Genomic DNA, 19,317 nt, shown 5'->3' with positions numbered 1-19,317 from the left:
GCCGCCCCGCCCCGTGGCCGGACTCGTAGCATGGAGGAATGCCCTTCTCCGGTGACATCCACGAACGAGTCGCGAACGGCCCGGCGGTGCCCCCCGGTCTGCCCCTGGTGATGCTGCTGACCGGGTTCACCGACGCGGGCAACGCGGTGTCCGGTCTGATCGACCACCTGCGCGAGACGGCCGATCCGCAGCCCGTCGCGGTGTTCGACAACGACGTGCTGCTCGACTACCGGGCGCGTCGCCCGATCGTGTCGTTCGACCAGGATCATCTGACCGACTTCCGTCCGCCCCGGCTCGAGCTGTCCGTCGCCACCGATGCGCTCGGACAGCCGTTCCTGCTGCTCGCGGGCTACGAACCCGACTTCGCCTGGAACGCGTTCGCGCGCACGGTGCTCGACCTCGCGACCGAGTTCGAGGTCTCGGGCATGACGTGGGTCCACTCGATCGCGATGCCCGTGCCGCACACCCGCCCGATCGGCACGACGGTGAGCGGCAACCGCCGCGACCTGAGCGTCGTGCACTCGGTCTGGCGTCCGCGCACCCAGGTCCCCGCCACCGCGGGGCACCTGCTCGAGTACCGCTTCGTCGAGCAGGGCGAGCGCACCGCCGGATTCGTGCTCCTCGTGCCGCACTACCTCGCCGAGACCGAGAACCCCGAGGCCGTGATCACGGCCGCCGACAAGATCATGGCCGCCACGGGTCTCGTGCTCATGCTGGATGCGGTGCAGGATCGACGCACGGACTACCTCGCGAAGGTCGACGAGCAGGTGCTCGGCAACGACGAGCTGCAGCAGATGCTGCACAACCTCGAGCGCCGCTACGACGCGTACATGGCTGGCCGCGATCCCGAGGACGGCTCGTACGACGAGGGCGGATTCAACGAACGCGACCTCCCGAGCGCCGACGAGCTGGCCGCCGAACTCGAGCGGTACCTGGCATCGCGTCGGTCCGGAGACGACGACAAGTCGGGGCGCTCGGGAAGCTGAGCACGCCGGATCGGGCGGAATGCAGCCGTATCCCTCCACGTGTGCGATACTGGGTGTCTGACCCGTTGTCAATCCGTCTTCTCGAAGATCGGACTTGACAAGGGTCTTACTAGTGTCCGAAATGTCCCGGAGGGGCCCAGCCGCTCCGTGAAAGGCGAAACGTGACTCCTGCCACGACCAACAAATCCCGGACGAAGAAGACCGCCGCCGACGCCGACCCCGAGGTCACCGCGGTGGCGGCGGAGCCCGCTGCCCCCAAGACGGCCGCCAAGCGCGCCGCTGCGAAGCGCGCGCCGGTGAAGAAGAAGAAGGCCGACGACGTCGTCGAAGAGGACGAGACGCCGACCGCCGCGAACGATGAGGCGGCGGCCGACGAAGAGGACGAGGAGAGCAAGCCGGCGTTCACCGAGCCGCTGCCGACCGGTGCCATCGTCATCTCGTCGAACGACGACGAGGACGTCCCGGTCTACTCGACACAGATCACCGGCGCGACCGCCGACCCCGTCAAGGACTACCTGAAGCAGATCGGTAAGGTCGCGCTGCTCAACGCGGCCGAAGAGGTCGAGCTCGCGATGCGCATCGAGGCGGGCCTGTTCGCCGAGGAGAAGCTCTCGGCGATGTCCCCGGCAGAGAAGACGAGCCAGCTCGGACTCGACCTGCAGTGGGTCGCCCGCGACGGACAGCGCGCGAAGAGCCACCTGCTCGGCGCCAACCTCCGCCTCGTCGTCTCTCTTGCCAAGCGCTACACGGGTCGTGGCATGCAGTTCCTCGACCTGATCCAGGAGGGCAACCTCGGTCTGATCCGTGCGGTCGAGAAGTTCGACTACACCAAGGGCTTCAAGTTCTCGACGTACGCGACCTGGTGGATCCGTCAGGCGATCACGCGCGCCATGGCCGACCAGGCGCGCACGATCCGCATCCCCGTGCACATGGTCGAGGTCATCAACAAGCTCGCCCGTGTGCAGCGGCAGATGCTGCAGGACCTCGGTCGCGAACCCACTCCGGAGGAGCTGAGCCGCGAGCTCGACATGACCCCGGAGAAGGTCGTGGAGGTGCAGAAGTACGGTCGCGAGCCGATCTCGCTGCACACCCCGCTCGGCGAGGACGGCGACAGCGAGTTCGGCGATCTCATCGAAGACACCGAGGCGGTCGTCCCGGCAGACGCGGTCGGGTTCACCATGCTGCAGCGTCAGCTCGAGCAGCTGCTCGACTCGCTGTCCGAGCGCGAGGCCGGCGTGATCCGCATGCGCTTCGGCCTGGGCGACGGTCAGCCGAAGACGCTCGACCAGATCGGCGACACCTTCGGTGTGACGCGCGAGCGCATCCGCCAGATCGAGTCGAAGACGATGGCGAAGCTGCGTCACCCCAGCCGTTCGCAGTCGCTCCGGGACTACCTCGAATGATGCAGGCGAACGAGGGAAAGGCGCTCGAGACGAGCGTCGACGGAAAGACGTTCGCGCGTATCCCGCTGCGAACCCGCGTGGTCATGCCGGACGACGACCTCGACGCGGTCATCCGCGAGTACGCGGCGGATGCCGTGCGCCCAGGTGACCTGCTGTTCGTGACCGAGAAGATCGTGGCCATCACGCAGGGGCGCTCGTACCGGCTCGACGAGATCCACCCGCGCAAGCTGGCGCTCTTCCTGTCGAAGTACGTCACCCGCACGCCGTACGGCATCGGCCTCGGCATGCCCGAGACCATGGAGATGGCGCTGCGCGAGTGCGGAACCCCGCGCATCCTCTTCGCGGCTGCCGTGTCGGCCGTGACGAAGGCGTTCGGGCGTCGTGGCGACTTCTACCGCATCGCGGGTGACAAGGCGCGCGCGATCGACGGTCCGACAAAGCACACCATCCCTCCGTACAACGAGGCGGTCGTGCTCGGGCCGAAGGATCCGCGCGGCGTTGCGACGCACCTCAAGTCGCTGCTCGGCGGCGTCGTCGAGGTCGCCGTCGTCGACATCAACGACCTCGGCGGGAACATCCTGGGCTCGACGCTCGACAAGGGCGGCGAGCAGCGGCTCGTTCGTATCCTCGGCGACAACCCGCTCGGTCAGGGTCTCGAGTCGACGCCGCTCGGCATCGTCCGCGCCCTCTGAGACGCACCCCCGGGGCAGAGCCCCGACGATGAAGGCCCGGATGCTCGACGCATCCGGGCCTTCATCGTCTCGCGGGTCAGAACCCGATGACCTCGCGGTAGCGGGGCTTGTGGCCGGTACGGATGCCGGTCACGCTGGGCTTGTTCTCGTAGACGCCGGCGCCCCAGTTGCCCTCCACGAGGACGGGGCCGTCGGGCGAGACGACGACGTCCCAGCCGACGTACTGCACCTGCGGGACGACTCGGGCGACCTCGTCGATGAAGGCGCGGACCTCGTCCATGTACGGCAGTTGGAAGTCCGCGATCCGGAATCCGGAGTCCGGGTGGGTCTCGTGCACGTGACCGTGGGAGTCGTATCCCGGTCCCACGGCGTGGCCGTTCTCGTCGAGCATCGTGTAGAAGCCGCCGAACGTCATCTGGTCGCTCACCGCACCGCGGCCGAACTTCTGCGCCATGGCGAGGATGTGTGCCTTCTCACCGTCGAAGAAGGCCGTGATGCGCGTGGTGTTGACCGTGCCGGGGCAGACCGCCGCCAGGTCGTCGTGCTGACGGATGACCTCTTCGATCAGGAGCTCCCCGCGATGGAGCAGTCCACGGTGGAACTCGTCCCAGTCCTCGATGTCGGCGGCGTGATAGCGGTGCACGCCCGTGCCGGCCTGACCGACCGGCTCCTTGGTGACGATCGTGCCGAGACGCTGCGTCATCTCGCGCACCGCGTCGGCGTTGCCCTCTTCGACCACCATCCACTCGCGTCGCAGGAAGGCGGAGAAGTGCTTGTCGAACTCGACCTTGTCCTGGAAGATCCAGCGGAAGTCGGGGTGGTCGTACTTCTGCGAGAGCTGATTGGAGACCGGGTGGGTCATGTAGGTCTCGCGCTCGGCCCGCGAGAGCATCGCGAAGTCGTAGTCGATGTAGTCCTGGAAGCCCACGTTGTGCCGTGCCGCCGACCACAGCATGTCGACGACGATCCCGGGCACCGCCTTCCCGTGCTGGGCCGATGCCTCTTTGGCGCGCTCGATCACCGAGCCGACATCGATGCGGCGGGCGCGTCCCATCAGGTAGCGGACGCGGGGCGCGAGGGAAAGACGTGACATGAGGCTCCGAACGGTGTCTGGGGTTCTCCCCAGTCTACGGTGGCGGCCGGAGCGCCCCGGGGAGTCGGCGTAGGCTGGAGGGCGTGTGCGAGACGACTTCGAGTGCCCGTCCGAGGGCGATGATCTCTCGTTCGGCCCTGGCGGCTGCCGCGTCCGCGGCGGTCGATGCCGGCGGTCGGGTCGCCGATCTCCGCCGCGACGGCTGGGGGCACGGCGTGCTCGCCGTGGCGCAGGCGGTTACCCTCGCCGGCGCCGAATGCGTTCGCGTCGACGGGCCGGGCGTGCGCGACGCACTGGAACTCGAGGGCATCCGAGCTTCATTCGTCGACGAGCCCGACATCGACTCCGCGCTGCTCTACGGTCTGCCCTCGATCGACGCCCCCGGCACGCGGCGGCCGGTCATGCGTCTGCACGGCCGTGTGCTCGCGACGAAACCGTTGCGCCCGGGAGACGCCGTTTCCTACGGCTACACGTTCCGCACGACGAAGGAGACCACGGTGGCCCTCGTGACCGGCGGCTATGCGCAGGGGATCCTGCGCGCGCTCGGCAATCACGCCTCGGTCGAGATCGACGGAGTGCTGCGGCCCATCGTGGGTCGCGTGGCCATGGACGTCTGCGTGGTCGATCTCGACGGCTCGACGGCCGACCTCGGCGCCGAGGCCACCTACTTCGGAGGGGCGGGACCGGCGTCGCAGGCTCTCGCGCAGTGGAGCAGCGTGACCGGACTCGCGACTTCGGAGCTGGTGGCGGTCGCGGGGGCGCATGCGCAGCGGGGGTGGGAGTCGTGATCCGCGCCGAGCTGCACCTCGACGTCGGGGCCTTCCGCGCGAACGTCGCGGCGGTCCGGGAGCGGATCGCGCCGTCCGACCTCATGCTCGTGGTGAAGGACGATGCGTACGGGCACGGTATGTCCTGGGTGGTCGAGACGGCCGTCGAGATAGGCGTGCCGTGGATCGGCGCCTTCGACATCCCCACCGCTGTCGCCGCGCGTCGGATCGGCGGAGCAGGCCCGCGGGTCTTCGCCTGGGCGACGTCGACCGACGCCGAAGTCGACGACGCCCTGCTGCACGACGTCGACCTCGGGGTGGGGTCGGCGGAGTATCTGGAACGCGTGATCGCCCGCGCCTCGGCGATGGGCGTCAGAGCGCGCGTGCATCTGAAGATCGACACGGGCCTGCATCGCAACGGCATCCTGCCGGACGACTGGCCGGATGCCGTCGCGCGCGCCCGCGAGGCCGAACGGGCCGGCACGGTGCATCTCGTGGGCGTCTGGAGTCACATCGCCGAAGCCAGTGACGCCGAGGACGACGATGCGCAGTCGGTCTTCCTCGAGGCCGTCCGCGCGACCGGCGACTCGGGCGCCGTGCCCGAGCTCCTGCACCTCACGGCCTCCGCCGCCTCCTGGTGGCGCCCGGAGCTACGTGGATCCGTCTCGCGCATCGGCGCGTTCTGCTACGGCGTGCGGTCGGCCGACGGCCCGGAGCTCGAGGGCATCCGGCCGGTCGCCACCCTCGTCGCCCCGGTCGTCCGTATCGACGGCGACGACGTGGTGATCGCGATCGGGTCGTTCGACGGGCTGCCCTCCACCTTGGCCGGTGCGCCGGTCGGCACGCCGGTAGGTGCGCGCTCGGTGCGCGCGATCCGCCCCACGGAGACGGTCGTCGAGGGGTGGCCCGGCGCCTCGATCGGTGATCTCGTGCGCGTCTTCGGGCCGGGGGAGCAGGGGGAGGTCAGCGCCACCACCCTGGGCGAGCGCATCGACACCGTGGGCGAGGAGATCCTCACGCGGCTCACCGGGCACGTGCGCCGCGTCGTCATCAACTGACCGCTGCTCCGGGCGATCGGTCTCGCAGCGTGCCGCGCGCCGTGATCGACATGACGCCAGTGACGGTGACGGTGACGGTGCGCAGGAACGCGAGAAGGCCCCGGCGCTGTCGCGCGGGGGCCTTCCGGGGAGTCGTGGGTGAGACCGCGGCGGGTTCCGGGTCAGACCGTCTCGACGAGGCGCGAGGTCTCGTCGTGCCAGCTCGTCGCGATGGAACGGAGCTTCTCTTCGTACTTGCGTCCGTGGTGGGCGCAGAAGAGCAGCTCGGAGCCGTTCACCTCGGCGGCGATGTAGGCCTGTGCGCCGCACGAGTCGCAGCGGTCCATGGCGGTCAGTCGGAACTCGACCTCGGAGGTCTCACGTTCGGTCGTTGCGTTCATCTCGGTGCCTCCTCGATTTCGGGTTCGCTGGGGAGCGTGCTCAATACAACCACGCCACGGCTGGGTGCATGCCCGGATCGCGGCGTGTTTCGCTCAGCGCGTACGCGCGGGGCACGGGGTCGCGCGCACGGGGGAGTGTCGGACGGCCCGCGGCCCCCCACGCGAATAGACTCGGAGATTGTGACCGCCGAGTATTCCGCCCATCATCTCCAGGTGCTCGAAGGGCTGGAAGCCGTTCGCAAGCGCCCCGGCATGTACATCGGCTCGAACGGATCGCCCGGGCTCATGCACTGCCTCTGGGAGATCATCGACAACTCGGTCGACGAGGCCGTCGCCGGCAACGGGTCGAAGATCGACATCCTGCTGCACGCCGACGGCAGCGTCGAGGTGCACGACCGCGGGCGGGGAATCCCCGTCGACGTCGAGCCGCGCACGGGCCTCACGGGCGTCGAGGTCGTCTTCACCAAACTCCACGCCGGAGGCAAGTTCGGCGGGGGCTCGTACGCAGCGTCCGGTGGTCTGCACGGTGTCGGCGCATCCGTCGTCAACGCCCTCTCCGAGCGCCTCGACGTCGAGGTCGACCGTGGCGGCAAGACCTACGCCATGTCGTTCCACCGCGGCGAGCCCGGGCTGTTCGCCGACGATGGCGAGAAGCGTCCCGACGCGCCCTTCACGCCGTTCCGCGAGAAGAGCGAACTGCGGGTCGTCGGCAAGGCGCCGCGCGGGTCGAGCGGTACGCGCATCCGATACTGGGCCGATCGTCAGATCTTCACGAAGGATGCGGCGTTCCAACTCGGAGACCTCGAGACCCGCGCTCGTCAGACGGCCTTCCTCGTCCCCGGACTCGAGATCGTCGTGCGAGATGAGCGGGCCGACGAGCCGGTCGAGACCACCTACCACTACGACGGCGGAATCTCGGAGTTCGTCGACTTCCTCGCCTCCGACCCGCCCGTGACCGACACCTGGCGCATCCAGGGCGAGGGCACGTTCCGTGAGACGGTCCCGGTGCTGCAGGCCGACGGCCACATGGTCGCCACCGAGGTCGAGCGCGTGTGCGCGGTCGACATCGCGCTGCGATGGGGCACCGGTTACGAGACGACGACGCGCTCCTTCGTCAATATCATCTCCACCCCGAAGGGCGGCACGCACCAGCAGGGCTTCGAGCAGGAGCTGCTCAAGGTGCTGCGCGCCCAGGTCGACCAGAACGCGCGACGACTGAAGGTCGGCAACGACAAGCTCGAGAAGGACGACGTTCTCGCCGGGCTCACCGCGGTGCTCACCGTCAACGTTCCCGAGCCGCAGTTCGAGGGTCAGACCAAGGAAGTGCTCGGTACGCCCGCGGTCAAGCAGATCGTGGCGCAGGTCGTGCGCAAGGACCTGCAGGCGCGGTTTACCTCGACCAAGCGCGATGACAAGAGTCAGGCGACGCAGCTGCTCGACAAGATCGTCGCCGAGATGAAAGCGCGTGTCTCGGCGCGCGCCCACAAGGAGACGCAGCGTCGCAAGACGGCGCTGGAGTCGTCGACCCTCCCGACCAAGCTCGTGGACTGCCGCACGAACGAGGTCGAGCGCAGCGAGCTGTTCATCGTCGAGGGGGACTCGGCCCTGGGGACGGCGAAGAACGCACGGAACAGCGAGTTCCAGGCCCTCCTGCCGATCCGCGGCAAGATCCTCAACGTGCAGAAGGCGTCGATCGGCGACATGCTGTCGAACACCGAGTGCGCGTCGATCATCCAGGTCATCGGTGCGGGCTCGGGGCGCAGCTTCGACATCGATGCGGCGCGCTACGGCAAGGTCATCCTGATGAGCGATGCCGACGTCGACGGCGCGCACATCCGCACGTTGCTCCTCACGCTGTTCTTCCGCTACATGCGTCCGCTGATCGAGCACGGCCGCGTGTTCGCCGCCGTGCCGCCGCTGCACCGGGTGGTCGTCATGAACCCCGGGTCGAAGCCGAACGAGACCATCTACACCTACAGCGAGCAGGAGATGCACGCGCTGCTGGCGAAGCTGCGCAAGGCGGGCAAGCGCTGGCAGGAGCCCATCCAGCGGTACAAAGGCCTCGGTGAGATGGATGCCGAGCAGCTGGCCAACACGACCATGGACCGCTCCGGTCGCCTGCTCCGCCGTGTGCGGATGGAGGATGCCGAAGCCGCCGGTCGTGTGTTCGAGCTGCTGATGGGGAACGAGGTCGCCCCGCGGCGCGAGTTCATCATCGACTCGTCCGACCGCCTCTCGCGGGAGTCGATCGACGCCTGACCGCGTCGCCCGCCGTCAGACGAGCGGGCGGCCGATGCTGCCGATCACGCCCTCGGTGGGCTGCCCGGAGGCGTCGCGACGCGCACCGGGCTCCGGCAGCCGGCGCACGGCACCGGTGGGATCCACGGCCTGCGCCGGTGCAACGCCCACCCACGCGACCGTGAGGCGGTCCTCGCCCTTCAAGAACGCGTGCGCGCGCACACCACCGGTCGCGCGTCCCTTCGCGGGGTACTCCGCGAAGGCGGTCACCTTGGCGCGCCCCGGGTCGGTGCCCGGGAGCAGGCTCTCCGAACCGGAGACGGTGGCGACGACGGCATCCGCGTTGTCCGCGACCGCACCGAAGAAGAGGACGGATGCTCCGCCACCGAGCTTGATGCCGGCCATCCCGCCCGCCGCCGCTCCCTGGGGTCGAACGGCGGATGCCGAGAACCGGAGGAGCTGCGCATCGGTGGTGACGAAGACGAGCTCGTGCGCGTCGGAGGCCTCTGCCGCGCCGACGACGGTGTCTCCGGCCTTGAGGGCGATCACCTCGACATCGGGGCGGACGGGCAATGCCGACGGCACCACGCGCTTCACGGTTCCCTGCGCGGTACCCAGGGCGATCGGGGTGTCGCTGTCGAAGCGGACGAAGCCGACCACGCGTTCCGACCGGTCGGTGAGACCGAGGTAATCGCGCAGCGGGGTGCCGGCGGCGAGCTGCACGGACGAGCCGGGCACGGACGGCAGATCGACGGGGGAGAAGCGCACGACACGTCCGGTGCTCGTCAGCGCCCCGAGTTCTGCGCGAACGGTCGTCTCGACGGTGGCGAGGATCGCGTCGTGCTTGCTGCGTCGTGCGGGAGCGACGAGCTCCTGCCCCTCGGCGAGATCCACGCGTACCGCGCGGCCGGTGGTCGAGAGGGCGATGACGGTGGGGGCGTCGGCGATCTGCAGATCGACCGCGCCCTTCGTCGCACGCGGCTTCGGCGGCGCGGCGTTCATGAGCAGGGTGCGACGCGGCGTGCCGTAGGCGTCTGCGGCGGCGTCGAGCTCGGTCGCGACGGCTGCGCGCAGCAGGGCGTCGCTCGCGAGCAGCTCGCGCAGCGCCGCGATGTCGGCGAGCAGGGTGTCCCGCTCGGCCTCGAGTTCGATGCGCGAGAACTTGGTCAGCCGGCGCAGCCGCAACTCGAGGATGTACTCGGCCTGCAAGTCGCTCAGGTCGAAGACGTCGCGCAGTTTCGTGCGCGCCTGCTCCGAGTCGTCGGATGAGCGGATGACCTGGATGACCTCGTCGATGTCGACGATGGCGATGAGCAGACCCTCGACCAGGTGCAGACGCTCCTCGCGGCGTGCGAGACGGTAGCGGCTACGGCGCGTGATCACCTCGATGCGGTGCCCGACGTAGACGCTGAGCATCTCCTTCAGGCCGAGGGTGCGCGGCTGCCCGTCGACGAGGGCGACGTTGTTGATGTTGAACGAATCCTCGAGGGGCGTGAGACGGTACAGCTGTTCGAGGATCGCGTTCGGGTCGAAGCCGGTCTTCACGCCGATCGCCACGCGGAGACCGTGGTTGCGGTCGGTCAGGTCGGTGACGTCGCTGATGCCCTGCAGCTTCTTCGACTGCACGGCGTCGCGGATCTTCTCGATCAGGCGCTCGGGGCCGACCATGTACGGCAGTTCCGAGACGATGATGCCCATGCGGCGCGGGCCGAGGGGCTCCACCGAGACCCGGCCGCGCACCTTCAGGGCGCCACGTCCCGCCGTGTACGCGTCTTTCACGCCGTCGAGCCCCATGAGCACACCGCCCGACGGGAAGTCGGGTCCGGGGACGAACTCCATGAGCTCTTCCGTCGTCGCGTCGGGGTTCTCGAGCAGATGGGTCGCGGCGGCGACGACCTCGATGAGGTTGTGCGGAGCCATGTTCGTGGCCATGCCGACCGCGATGCCGCTGGCACCGTTCACCAGCAGGTTCGGGAACGCGGCCGGCAGCACGGCGGGCTGCTGGAACTGCCCGTCGTAGTTCGGCACGAAGTCGACGACGTCTTCGTCGAGGTTCTCGGTCAGAGCGAGGGCGGAGGCCGCCAGTCGTGCCTCGGTGTAGCGTGCCGCGGCGGGGCCGTCGTCGAGCGAGCCGAAGTTGCCGTGCCCGTCGACGAGGGGCACCCGGAGTGCGAAGTCCTGGGCGAGGCGCACCAGCGCGTCGTAGATGGCGGAGTCGCCGTGCGGATGCAGCTTGCCCATCACCTCGCCGACGACGCGGGCGCTCTTGACGTGGCCGCGGTCGGGTCGGAGGCCCATCTCGGCCATCTGGAACAGGATGCGCCGCTGCACGGGCTTGAGTCCGTCGCGGGCATCCGGCAACGCACGCGAGTAGATGACGGAGTAGGCGTACTCGAGGAACGACCCCTGCATCTCGCTGGAGAGGTCGATGTCCTGGATGCGCTCTTCGACGGGCTCGGGCGGCGGCGTTTTCGGCATGGACTTCCTGAAGGCGTGCGGGAGCCTGTGTCAGACTGGCTCGGGTGTCCCTCATGCTACCGTCCGAGTCCGCTGCAGCCCGGAGCGTCGTCGGGGTGGCGGACGACCTCTTCTCGGCGCTGAACGGGGGCGGAGGCACCCTCCCGGCGGCATCGTCGGTCGTGCTCGTGGTGATCGACGGGCTCGGTGCGCTCTCCTTACGGGCGCATTCCGGCCACGCGCGCACGCTCTCGACGGCCATGACACGGAAGAGCGTCGCCACGTCGGTGTTCCCGTCGACCACCGCGGCAGCGCTGACGAGCATCCTCACCGGTGCCTGGCCGGGGGAGCACGGGCTCGTCGGCTACCAGGTGCGCGACCCCGAGCGCGACGTCCCGGTCAACCAGCTCTCCGGATGGGAGTCCGCCGGCGTCGACCCCGTGGCCTGGCAGACGGCCCCCACGATCTTCGAGCGCGCGGTCGCCGAGGGCCGCGGCGCGTTCGCCGTCGGGTTGGCCGCCTACGCGCACAGCGGGTTCAGCCGCGCGACCCTCCGCGGCTCGACGTTCTCGTCGGCGGGAACCGCTCGCGATCGCGTGGGTGCCGCGTACGAACTCGCGGAGCGGAACCCCGGGTCGGTCGTCTACTGCTACCTGCCGGAGGTCGACAAGGCCGGACATCGCCACGGCGTGGCCTCCGGCGAGTGGGTCGCCGCCCTCGAAGACATCGATGCGGCGCTCTCGCGATCGGTGCCGGCGGGAGTGGGAGTGCTCGTGACTTCGGATCACGGGATGCTCGACGTGCCGGCCGATCGGCAGCTCATCCTCGACGAGACGCATCTGCGCGGAGTGCGGTGGCTGGCCGGGGAACCGCGCATGATCCACGCCTACGTCGAACCGGATGCGTCGCCCACCGAGGTCGCCGATCGTTGGCGCGCCGATCTCGACGGTCTCGCCGATGTGGCGACCCGCCAGGATGCCGTCGATGCGGGGCTGTTCGGCCCGCGCGTGACGCCGGACTCCGCCGCGCGCATCGGCGACCTCATCGCGGTGCCGAGGGGCAACCGGGCGATCTACGACGGCACGGCCGCAGACCAGAGGGCGCGGGGCATGATCGGCCAGCACGGCGGTCTGACGCCCGAGGAACGTCAGGTGCCGTCGATCGCTCTCGGGGCGTTCGCCCGCTGAAGTGGCTGCCGGGGATGCCCGGCAGCAGGTCGACCGCGGAGGTCACTCGTCGGTGCGGGCTCCGAAGACGATCTCGTCCCACGAGGGCATCGCGTTGCGGCGGCGGCGGCGGTTCGACGAGTCGGTCGACTCGCCGCCCGACTCGGTGCGGGCAGGACGAGTGTCGTCGGATTCCGCGTCATCGTCTTCGAACGCCGCGTCGAAGATCGCGATGGGGTTCGTCTCCTGCCGCGCGGGAGGCGCGGAGGGTGCAGGTTGCGCCCGCTCCACCGGGGCGTCGACCATCGGCGCGCTCTCGCGCTGCCCGCGGCGGCGCCGCAGCGCCTCCAGCAGGTCGGCCGTCTCGGGAGTGGTGGTGGGCGTCTCCGGAGCGCGCTTGATCGCGGCGTCCTGCGCCGCGGCGTTCGAGCGTTCCGGGAGGTCGGGTTCCTCGACCTCCGCCTCGGGGGCGGGCACGAGCCGGGGGCCGAAAGCGCCAGAGTCGAACCGGCTGTCGTCCTTGTAGGGCGATGCGGAGCGCTCGGGCTCGACGGCGCGCAGCCGAGGGATGAGCCCCTCCGGCAGCGACCCCTGGCGCGACAGCTGAGCGGCATCGGAGTTCAGTGGTGACAGGGCACTCCGGCGCGGGTCGAAGCTCCAGCGCGCATCATGCTCGACGTCGTTCGCGCTGAACTCGAGCTTGATGATCCAGCCGCTCTCGTCCTTCCAGCTCGCCCACCGCTCGGCGGTGGCTGCGACCTCGACGAGCTTGGCGCGGATGGCCGTGCCGAAGGTCGGCTGGGCGTCGGGTTCGACCTCGCTGCCGATGAGCACGGGGACGGCCAGGGCCTGACCGATGACGTGCTCGCGTTCGGCGAGAACGGGCCCCTCGAAGCGTGCGACGTCTTCGACGGCGATGCCCAGGAGCTCGGCCACCTCGGCGGTCGTGAGTCCGGCGCGGATCTGCGCCTGGATGTCGCGCGGGCTGGCGGCGAGGCGCGCAGCCGACGGCTCCGTCTGGCGGGTGGCTCGCCGCAACTCGCGGCGCAGCACGTCGTCGATGGCCAGCGCGAACCGCTCGCCCGACTCTGTCGCGAGCACGAGGACCCCTGCCTCCGTGCCGACGATGGTGACGTTTTCCATGCGAATGCCCCTCTGATGGGTGTGCGTTCATGGTGTCACGCGACTCCCGGTCCGAGCGGGAATAACGTGGGCGCGCCGCGAGTTTCGTCAGGCGATGCGGGCGCATTTGCTAAATGTTTCCCCGTCATGCAAACTATGGCCGCCGATTACCCGACGGCGCACCACCACTCGCACCATGAATGTGGAGATCTACCGCATGGCAACCGACTACGACGCCCCCCGTAAGAGCGAAGACGACTCCGAGTCGATCGAAGCCCTGAAGGAGCGCGTTCCCGACAAGCTCGCCGGCACCACCGGCGACGAGGACTCCGACAACCCGTCCAGCTTCGACCTGCCCGGCGCCGACCTCTCCGACCTCGAGCTCGATGTCGTCGTGCTCCCGGCTCAGCAGGATGAGTTCACGTGCATGAACTGCTTCCTCGTGAAGCACCGTTCGCAGCTCGACCACGAGGACGCCTCGGGTCCGATCTGCAAGGAATGCGCGGCCTGAGTCCCGCGCGACGAATCACGCGCCCCGACCTCCGAGGTCAGGGGCGCGTTGTCGTCTCTGGGGCGGCGTCGAGGACCGCGGCCTCGGCGCGGGCCGCACGCAGCGCGACGGCCAGACGGTCGGGCGTACGGCTCGAGATGGTCCACGCCGCGACGGGATCGGCGTCGTCGTCGTTGGGAACCACCACCAGCCCGTCGATGCCGCCGCGGATCAGATGCCACCCCCGAGCGGGGAGTCCCGGCCCGCGCGCTTCCTTCGCCTCGGCGCCGGTGAGGGCGACGGGATCGCCGAGGAACGAGACGTCGATGTGGGCGCGGCCGGCGCGGAGTTCCCGGTGGGAGACCTCGACGACGGGTGCGAGCAGCACGATCAGGGTCACGAGGATCGCGGCGACGGCCGCTCCGACGACGAGCGCGACGGTCGATCCGACCGGCACGAACACGAGGGCGACCATCGGGCCGGCGAGCGCGACCGTGACGAGCATCCGGATGCTCGGCGACAGCCTCTCGCGGTAGCGGGGGCGGGCGTCCGTCGTGGTGTTCTGCATTAGCCTCATGGGGTGACCGATTCCGTTGATGTCCCCATTATCGCCGCTCGCGTTCCCACGTACGCGCACCCGGGCGACGCGGGGGCGGACCTCACGGCTGCGGAAGCGGTGCGTCTGGAGCCCGGGGCCCGCGCCCTCGTCGGCACCGGCGTACGCATCGCGCTGCCCGAGGGGTACGCCGCGTTCGTCGTTCCGCGCAGCGGGCTCGCCGCGAAGCACGGAATCTCGATCGTCAACTCCCCGGGCACGGTGGACGCGGGCTACCGCGGCGAGATCAAGGTGAGCCTGATCAACACCGACACCGAGAGCGCGTACGATGTGGCCGTCGGAGACCGCATCGCGCAGCTCCTCGTCATGCCGGTGACACGTGCCGTGTTCCACCCGGTCGACGAGCTCCCCGAGAGCGTGCGCGGCGAAGGCGGCTTCGGATCCACCGGCTATCAGGCAGGGAAGAGCAATGACTGACATCACCCCCACCCCCGACAAGTCCGCGCCGTCGAACCGTGCGACCGAGGGGCCGTTCGACGATTCCGAGGCGAACCCCGTCCGGCCCTACATCGACCTCGGCGGCATCAAGATCCTCCCGCGCGAAGGCCTCAATCTGCGGCTCGAGGTCGAGGAGCAGTCGAAGCGCATCGTCGCGGTCGGCCTGGACTACGCCGACTCGTCGCTGCAGGTGCAGCCGTTCGCGGCACCGCGCTCCGGCGGCCTCTGGGACGAGACCCGCGTGCAGCTGCGCGATCAGGTGAAGGCGCAGGGCGGCCGCGTCGAGGAGCGCGAGGGCGCGCTCGGCAAGGAGCTGCTCGCCGAGGTTCCCGCCGCGGCGGCCGAGGGCTCGACACTCCGGCTCGCCCGCTTCGTGGGCGTCGATGGTCCGCGCTGGTTCCTGCGCGGGGTGATCGGCGGCGCCGCCGCCTCCGACCCGGATGCCGCCGAGAAGGTGGAGGACCTCTTCCGGTCGATCGTGGTCGTGCGCGGCGGAGCGCCGATGCCGCCGCGCGACCTGATCCCGCTGAAGATGCCCGCCACGCCGGGATCCGCGTGAGCGACACCGACCGTCGCGGCGAGGGAGAGCAGTCGGCCTCCGAGATCTTCGGCGCCGCGATCAGCGGTGCCGCGCGGCGCGCGGGCGTGGACGCGTCCGATGGTTCCCGCGCGCACACCGTGGTGTGGTCGGCGATCGGCGGATGGCGCGGCATCCTCGAGTCGGTCCTGCCGAGCCTCGCGTTCGTGGTTCTCTTCACTCTGCGCCCTGAGCCCCTGCTGCTCTCGCTCGGCGTGTCGGTGGGACTCGCCGCGGTGTTCACGATCATCCGGCTGCTGCAAAAGTCGCCGCCGTCCGCCGCGATCGGCGGACTCGTGGCGGCGGGCGCCGCGGCGGGCCTGGCGCTGTGGACCGGTCGCGCGCAGGACAACTTCGTCCCCGGCCTCATCACGAACGCCGCGTACGGCACGGTGCTCCTGGTGACGGCCCTCGTCGGCTGGTCGCTGATCGGCGTGGCCGCTGGCTTTCTGATGGGGGAGGGCACCGCGTGGCGGCGGGACCGTCGCAAGCGGCGCGCCTTCCTCTGGCTGGGCGTGGCGTGGTCGGCGCTGTTCTTCGCGCGGCTCGCCGTGCAGTTGCCGCTCTACCTCACCGAGCAGGTCACGGCGCTCGGCACCCTCAAGCTCGTCATGGGTCTGCCGCTGTTCGCCCCGATGGTCGCGGTGACCTGGCTCGTGGTGCGTGCGCTCTATCCGTCGAACACGGCAGCCGCGCCTGCGGAGACCACGCAGCGGCCGTGATAGATTTATCTTGATATCAAGATAAATCGAAGGGCTTCTGCTCGGAGGTTCGCAGGGCGCAGACTGGTTAGGTCCGCCTTGCTAGCCGCGGCGCCTTCGAGGCGAGCAAGATGGAAGCGCCTGTCGCGCCCCTCAGATCAGAAGGAGACGGAATCGTGTCCACGGTGAACAGCTTCGGTGCCCAGAGCACCCTGACGGTCGGCAGCACCGACTACGAGATCTTCCGCATCGACACGGTGCCCGGTTTCGACAAGCTCCCGTTCAGCCTCAAGGTGCTGCTCGAGAACCTTCTCCGCACCGAAGACGGTGCGAACGTCACGAAGGCCCAGATCGAGGCACTCGGTTCGTGGGATGCCGCGGCCGAGCCGAACACCGAGATCCAGTTCACGCCAGCTCGCGTCGTGATGCAGGACTTCACGGGTGTTCCGTGCATCGTCGACCTCGCCACGATGCGCGAGGCGGTCACGGCCCTCGGCGGAGACGCCAACAAGATCAACCCGCTGTCGCCGGCCGAGATGGTCATCGACCACTCGGTGATCGCCGACCTCTTCGGCTCGGAGAACGCCCTCGAGCGCAACGTCGAGATCGAGTACGAGCGCAACGGCGAGCGGTACCAGTTCCTCCGCTGGGGACAGACGGCATTCCAGGACTTCAAGGTCGTGCCCCCCGGCACCGGCATCGTGCACCAGGTCAACATCGAGCACCTGGCCAAGGTCATCTACGACCGCACCAACGGCGGCGTCCTGCAGGCCTACCCCGACACCTGCGTCGGCACCGACTCGCACACCACCATGGTCAACGGCCTCGGCGTGCTCGGGTGGGGCGTGGGCGGCATCGAGGCCGAGGCCGCGATGCTCGGCCAGCCCGTGTCGATGCTCATCCCGCGCGTGGTGGGCTTCAAGCTCTCCGGCGACATCCCCGCCGGCGTCACCGCGACCGACGTCGTGCTCACGATCACCGAGATGCTGCGCCAGCACGGCGTGGTCGGCAAATTCGTCGAGTTCTACGGCGAGGGCGTCGCATCGGTGCCGCTCGCGAACCGTGCCACGATCGGCAACATGAGCCCGGAGTTCGGCTCGACCGCCGCCATGTTCCCGATCGACGACGTCACGCTCGACTACCTGCGTCTCACCGGTCGCAGCGAGGAAGCCGTCGCGCTCGTCGAGGCGTACGCCAAGGAGCAGCAGCTCTGGCACGACCCCTCGCACGAACCCGTCTTCAGCGAGTACCTCGAGCTCGACCTCGGCACGGTCGTGCCGTCGATCGCCGGCCCGAAGCGCCCCCAGGACCGCATCCTGCTGTCCGAGGCCAAGACGCAGTTCGAGCAGGACATCCTCAACTACGCCGGCGCCACCGAGGACACCGTCGAGGTCGAGGGCACCTTCCCGGCATCCGACCCCGGCACCACGCCGGGTGTGGAGCACGAGCACATCTCGGAAGAGGGCGTCTCGCACCAGCACGAGCACGCCGCCGGCACTCTGCTCGCGTCGGGTGGAGCCCACTCGGCGTCGAACCCGGTCAAGGTCACCACGCCCTCGGGGGAGCAGTACCTCCTCGACAACGGCGCTGTCACCCTCGCGGCGATCACCTCGTGCACCAACACCTCGAACCCGTCGGTGATGATCGCCGCCGGTCTCGTCGCCCGCAAGGCGCGTGAGAAGGGCCTGAAGCAGAAGCCGTGGGTCAAGACCACGCTCGGCCCGGGCTCGAAGGTCGTCACCGACTACTACGAGAAGTCCGGCCTCGACAAGGACCTCGAGGGCCTCGGGTTCTACACCGTGGGTTACGGATGCACCATCTGCATCGGAAACTCCGGCCCGCTGATCGAAGAGGTCTCCGAGGCGATCAACGAGCACGACCTCGCCGTCACCGCCGTTCTCTCGGGTAACCGCAACTTCGAGGGGCGCATCAGCCCCGACGTGAAGATGAACTACCTCGCCAGCCCCCCGCTCGTCATCGCGTACGCACTGGCCGGGTCGATGCACTTCGATTTCGAGTCGGATGCTCTGGGCAAGGGTTCCGACGGTCAGGACGTGTTCCTCAAGGACATCTGGCCGACCCCGGACGAGGTTCAGGAGATCGTCGACTCGTCGATCTCGCGCGAGCAGTTCATCAAGCAGTACGCCACGGTGTTCGAGGGCGACGAGCGCTGGAAGAGCCTCCCGACCCCCGACGACGCCACGTTCCAGTGGGACGAGAACTCGACGTACGTGCGCAAGGCCCCGTACTTCGACGGCATGACGATGGAACTCACCCCGGTGAAGGACATCGAGGGCGCCCGTGTCATGGCGACGCTCGGCGACTCGGTCACCACCGACCACATCTCGCCCGCCGGCAACATCAAGCCGGGCACGCCCGCGGCCCAGTACCTCACCGAGCACGGCGTCGACCGCAAGGACTTCAACTCCTTCGGCTCGCGTCGCGGCAACCACGAGGTGATGATCCGCGGCACCTTCGCGAACATCCGGCTCAAGAACGTCATGGTCTCGGCCGTGAACGACGGCCAGGTCGTCGAGGGCGGTTACACGCGCGACTTCACGAAGCCGGGCGGACCGCAGTCGTACATCTACGACGCGTGCATGAACTACCAGGAGCAGGGCACCCCGCTCGTCGTGTTCGGCGGCAAGGAGTACGGCTCGGGCTCGTCGCGCGACTGGGCGGCCAAGGGCACCAGCCTGCTGGGCGTCAAGGCGGTCATCACCGAGAGCTTCGAGCGCATCCACCGCTCCAACCTCATCGGAATGGGCGTCGTTCCGCTGCAGTTCCCCGCGGGCGAGAGCTGGGAGTCGCTCGGCCTCGACGGCACCGAGATCGTCTCGATCTCGGGCCTGGAAGAGCTGAACAACGGCGTCACGCCGAAGACGGTGCGCGTCACCGCCGCTCCGAGCGAGGACTCGCCCGAGGGCAAGCAGACGGTCGAGTTCGACGCGGTCGTGCGCATCGACACCCCCGGTGAGGCGGACTACTACCGCAACGGCGGCATCCTGCAGTACGTTCTGCGTTCGCTCGTCTGATCGGACATCGAACGGAGGGGCCCGGCGGATCATAGCCGGGCCCCTTCCGTCGTTCCAGGGGGTGTGCCTCACGGGGCTTTCATCGGTGGGAGCGGTAC

The 19,317-nt window shown here is 69.2% G+C and carries 17 protein-coding genes; 12 read left to right on the top strand and 5 right to left on the bottom strand.

Annotated features, from left to right (window positions below):
• The first annotated feature begins 38 nt into the window (after positions 1-38).
• The 3 genes from RWS82_RS05530 (at position 39) to RWS82_RS05520 (ending at position 3,081) form a co-directional block, all read left to right on the top strand.
• Positions 39-986, top strand: coding sequence for a PAC2 family protein (locus RWS82_RS05530; RefSeq protein WP_314647674.1), 948 nt, complete (start codon positions 39-41; stop codon positions 984-986).
• Positions 987-1,147: 161 nt separating this feature from the next.
• Complete coding sequence (locus tag RWS82_RS05525) at positions 1,148-2,389, top strand: RNA polymerase sigma factor (RefSeq protein WP_314647672.1); 1,242 nt, start codon at positions 1,148-1,150, stop codon at positions 2,387-2,389.
• Entirely contained in the window at positions 2,386-3,081 is a 696-nt protein-coding gene (locus RWS82_RS05520) for a coenzyme F420-0:L-glutamate ligase (protein ID WP_314647671.1), read from the top strand. The genes RWS82_RS05525 and RWS82_RS05520 overlap by 4 nt, the downstream gene beginning before the upstream one ends.
• Before the next feature lie 76 nt (positions 3,082-3,157).
• Here the strand turns inward: RWS82_RS05520 and RWS82_RS05515 are convergent, their stop codons facing one another.
• On the bottom strand, positions 3,158-4,174 hold the full coding sequence (locus RWS82_RS05515) for a sugar-transfer associated ATP-grasp domain-containing protein (protein ID WP_314647669.1): 1,017 nt from the start codon (positions 4,172-4,174) through the stop codon (positions 3,158-3,160).
• A gap of 119 nt (positions 4,175-4,293) precedes the next feature.
• Between RWS82_RS05515 and RWS82_RS05510 the strand changes: the two genes are divergently transcribed.
• Entirely contained in the window at positions 4,294-4,962 is a 669-nt protein-coding gene (locus RWS82_RS05510) for an alanine racemase C-terminal domain-containing protein (RefSeq protein WP_314647668.1), read from the top strand.
• The gene (locus RWS82_RS05505) at positions 4,959-5,999 is read left to right on the top strand and encodes an alanine racemase (protein ID WP_314647666.1); all 1,041 of its coding nucleotides are present in this window, start codon (positions 4,959-4,961) and stop codon (positions 5,997-5,999) included. Before RWS82_RS05510 ends, RWS82_RS05505 begins: the two co-directional genes overlap by 4 nt.
• A gap of 161 nt (positions 6,000-6,160) precedes the next feature.
• Here the strand turns inward: RWS82_RS05505 and RWS82_RS05500 are convergent, their stop codons facing one another.
• Positions 6,161-6,379: a hypothetical protein gene (locus RWS82_RS05500; protein ID WP_314647664.1), complete on the bottom strand. Its 219-nt coding sequence runs from the start codon at positions 6,377-6,379 to the stop codon at positions 6,161-6,163.
• A 180-nt stretch (positions 6,380-6,559) separates the two neighbouring features.
• Here RWS82_RS05500 and RWS82_RS05495 point away from each other — a divergent pair, with 180 nt between their 5' ends.
• Entirely contained in the window at positions 6,560-8,638 is a 2,079-nt protein-coding gene (locus RWS82_RS05495) for a type IIA DNA topoisomerase subunit B (RefSeq protein WP_400190060.1), read from the top strand.
• Positions 8,639-8,653: 15 nt separating this feature from the next.
• Here RWS82_RS05495 and RWS82_RS05490 read toward each other — a convergent pair whose 3' ends face one another.
• Positions 8,654-11,095 carry a DNA topoisomerase IV subunit A gene (locus RWS82_RS05490; protein ID WP_314647662.1) on the bottom strand — a complete coding sequence of 814 codons (2,442 nt, stop codon included), beginning with the start codon at positions 11,093-11,095 and terminating at the stop codon, positions 8,654-8,656.
• Positions 11,096-11,148: 53 nt separating this feature from the next.
• Here RWS82_RS05490 and RWS82_RS05485 point away from each other — a divergent pair, with 53 nt between their 5' ends.
• Positions 11,149-12,261 carry an alkaline phosphatase family protein gene (locus tag RWS82_RS05485; protein ID WP_314648203.1) on the top strand — a complete coding sequence of 371 codons (1,113 nt, stop codon included), beginning with the start codon at positions 11,149-11,151 and terminating at the stop codon, positions 12,259-12,261.
• A 42-nt stretch (positions 12,262-12,303) separates the two neighbouring features.
• On the opposite strand, the gene sepH is transcribed toward RWS82_RS05485, so the two are convergent.
• On the bottom strand, positions 12,304-13,383 hold the full coding sequence (gene sepH / locus RWS82_RS05480; RefSeq protein WP_314647661.1) for a septation protein SepH: 1,080 nt from the start codon (positions 13,381-13,383) through the stop codon (positions 12,304-12,306).
• A 196-nt stretch (positions 13,384-13,579) separates the two neighbouring features.
• Between sepH and RWS82_RS05475 the strand changes: the two genes are divergently transcribed.
• The gene (locus RWS82_RS05475) at positions 13,580-13,873 is read left to right on the top strand and encodes a DUF4193 domain-containing protein (protein WP_314648202.1); all 294 of its coding nucleotides are present in this window, start codon (positions 13,580-13,582) and stop codon (positions 13,871-13,873) included.
• Positions 13,874-13,910: 37 nt separating this feature from the next.
• Here the strand turns inward: RWS82_RS05475 and RWS82_RS05470 are convergent, their stop codons facing one another.
• Positions 13,911-14,420 carry a DUF3093 family protein gene (locus tag RWS82_RS05470; RefSeq protein ID WP_314647659.1) on the bottom strand — a complete coding sequence of 170 codons (510 nt, stop codon included), beginning with the start codon at positions 14,418-14,420 and terminating at the stop codon, positions 13,911-13,913.
• A gap of 12 nt (positions 14,421-14,432) precedes the next feature.
• Between RWS82_RS05470 and dut the strand changes: the two genes are divergently transcribed.
• The 4 genes from dut (at position 14,433) to RWS82_RS05450 (ending at position 19,219) form a co-directional block, all read left to right on the top strand.
• Entirely contained in the window at positions 14,433-14,885 is a 453-nt protein-coding gene (dut, locus tag RWS82_RS05465) for a dUTP diphosphatase (protein WP_314647658.1), read from the top strand.
• Positions 14,878-15,465, top strand: a complete 588-nt coding sequence (locus RWS82_RS05460; protein WP_314647656.1) for a DUF3710 domain-containing protein — start codon at positions 14,878-14,880, stop codon at positions 15,463-15,465. The genes dut and RWS82_RS05460 overlap by 8 nt, the downstream gene beginning before the upstream one ends.
• Positions 15,462-16,205: a DUF3159 domain-containing protein gene (locus tag RWS82_RS05455; protein WP_314647655.1), complete on the top strand. Its 744-nt coding sequence runs from the start codon at positions 15,462-15,464 to the stop codon at positions 16,203-16,205. Before RWS82_RS05460 ends, RWS82_RS05455 begins: the two co-directional genes overlap by 4 nt.
• 155 nt (positions 16,206-16,360) lie before the next feature.
• Entirely contained in the window at positions 16,361-19,219 is a 2,859-nt protein-coding gene (locus RWS82_RS05450) for an aconitate hydratase (RefSeq protein WP_314647653.1), read from the top strand.
• Positions 19,220-19,317 lie beyond the last annotated feature (98 nt).

Origin of the sequence: uncultured Microbacterium sp. (assembly GCF_963528945.1) — a bacterium.
In the GTDB taxonomy this organism is placed as follows: domain Bacteria; phylum Actinomycetota; class Actinomycetes; order Actinomycetales; family Microbacteriaceae; genus Microbacterium.
The sequence above is the reverse complement of the archived record's forward strand: the minus strand, read 5'-3'. Positions and strand labels throughout refer to the sequence as shown.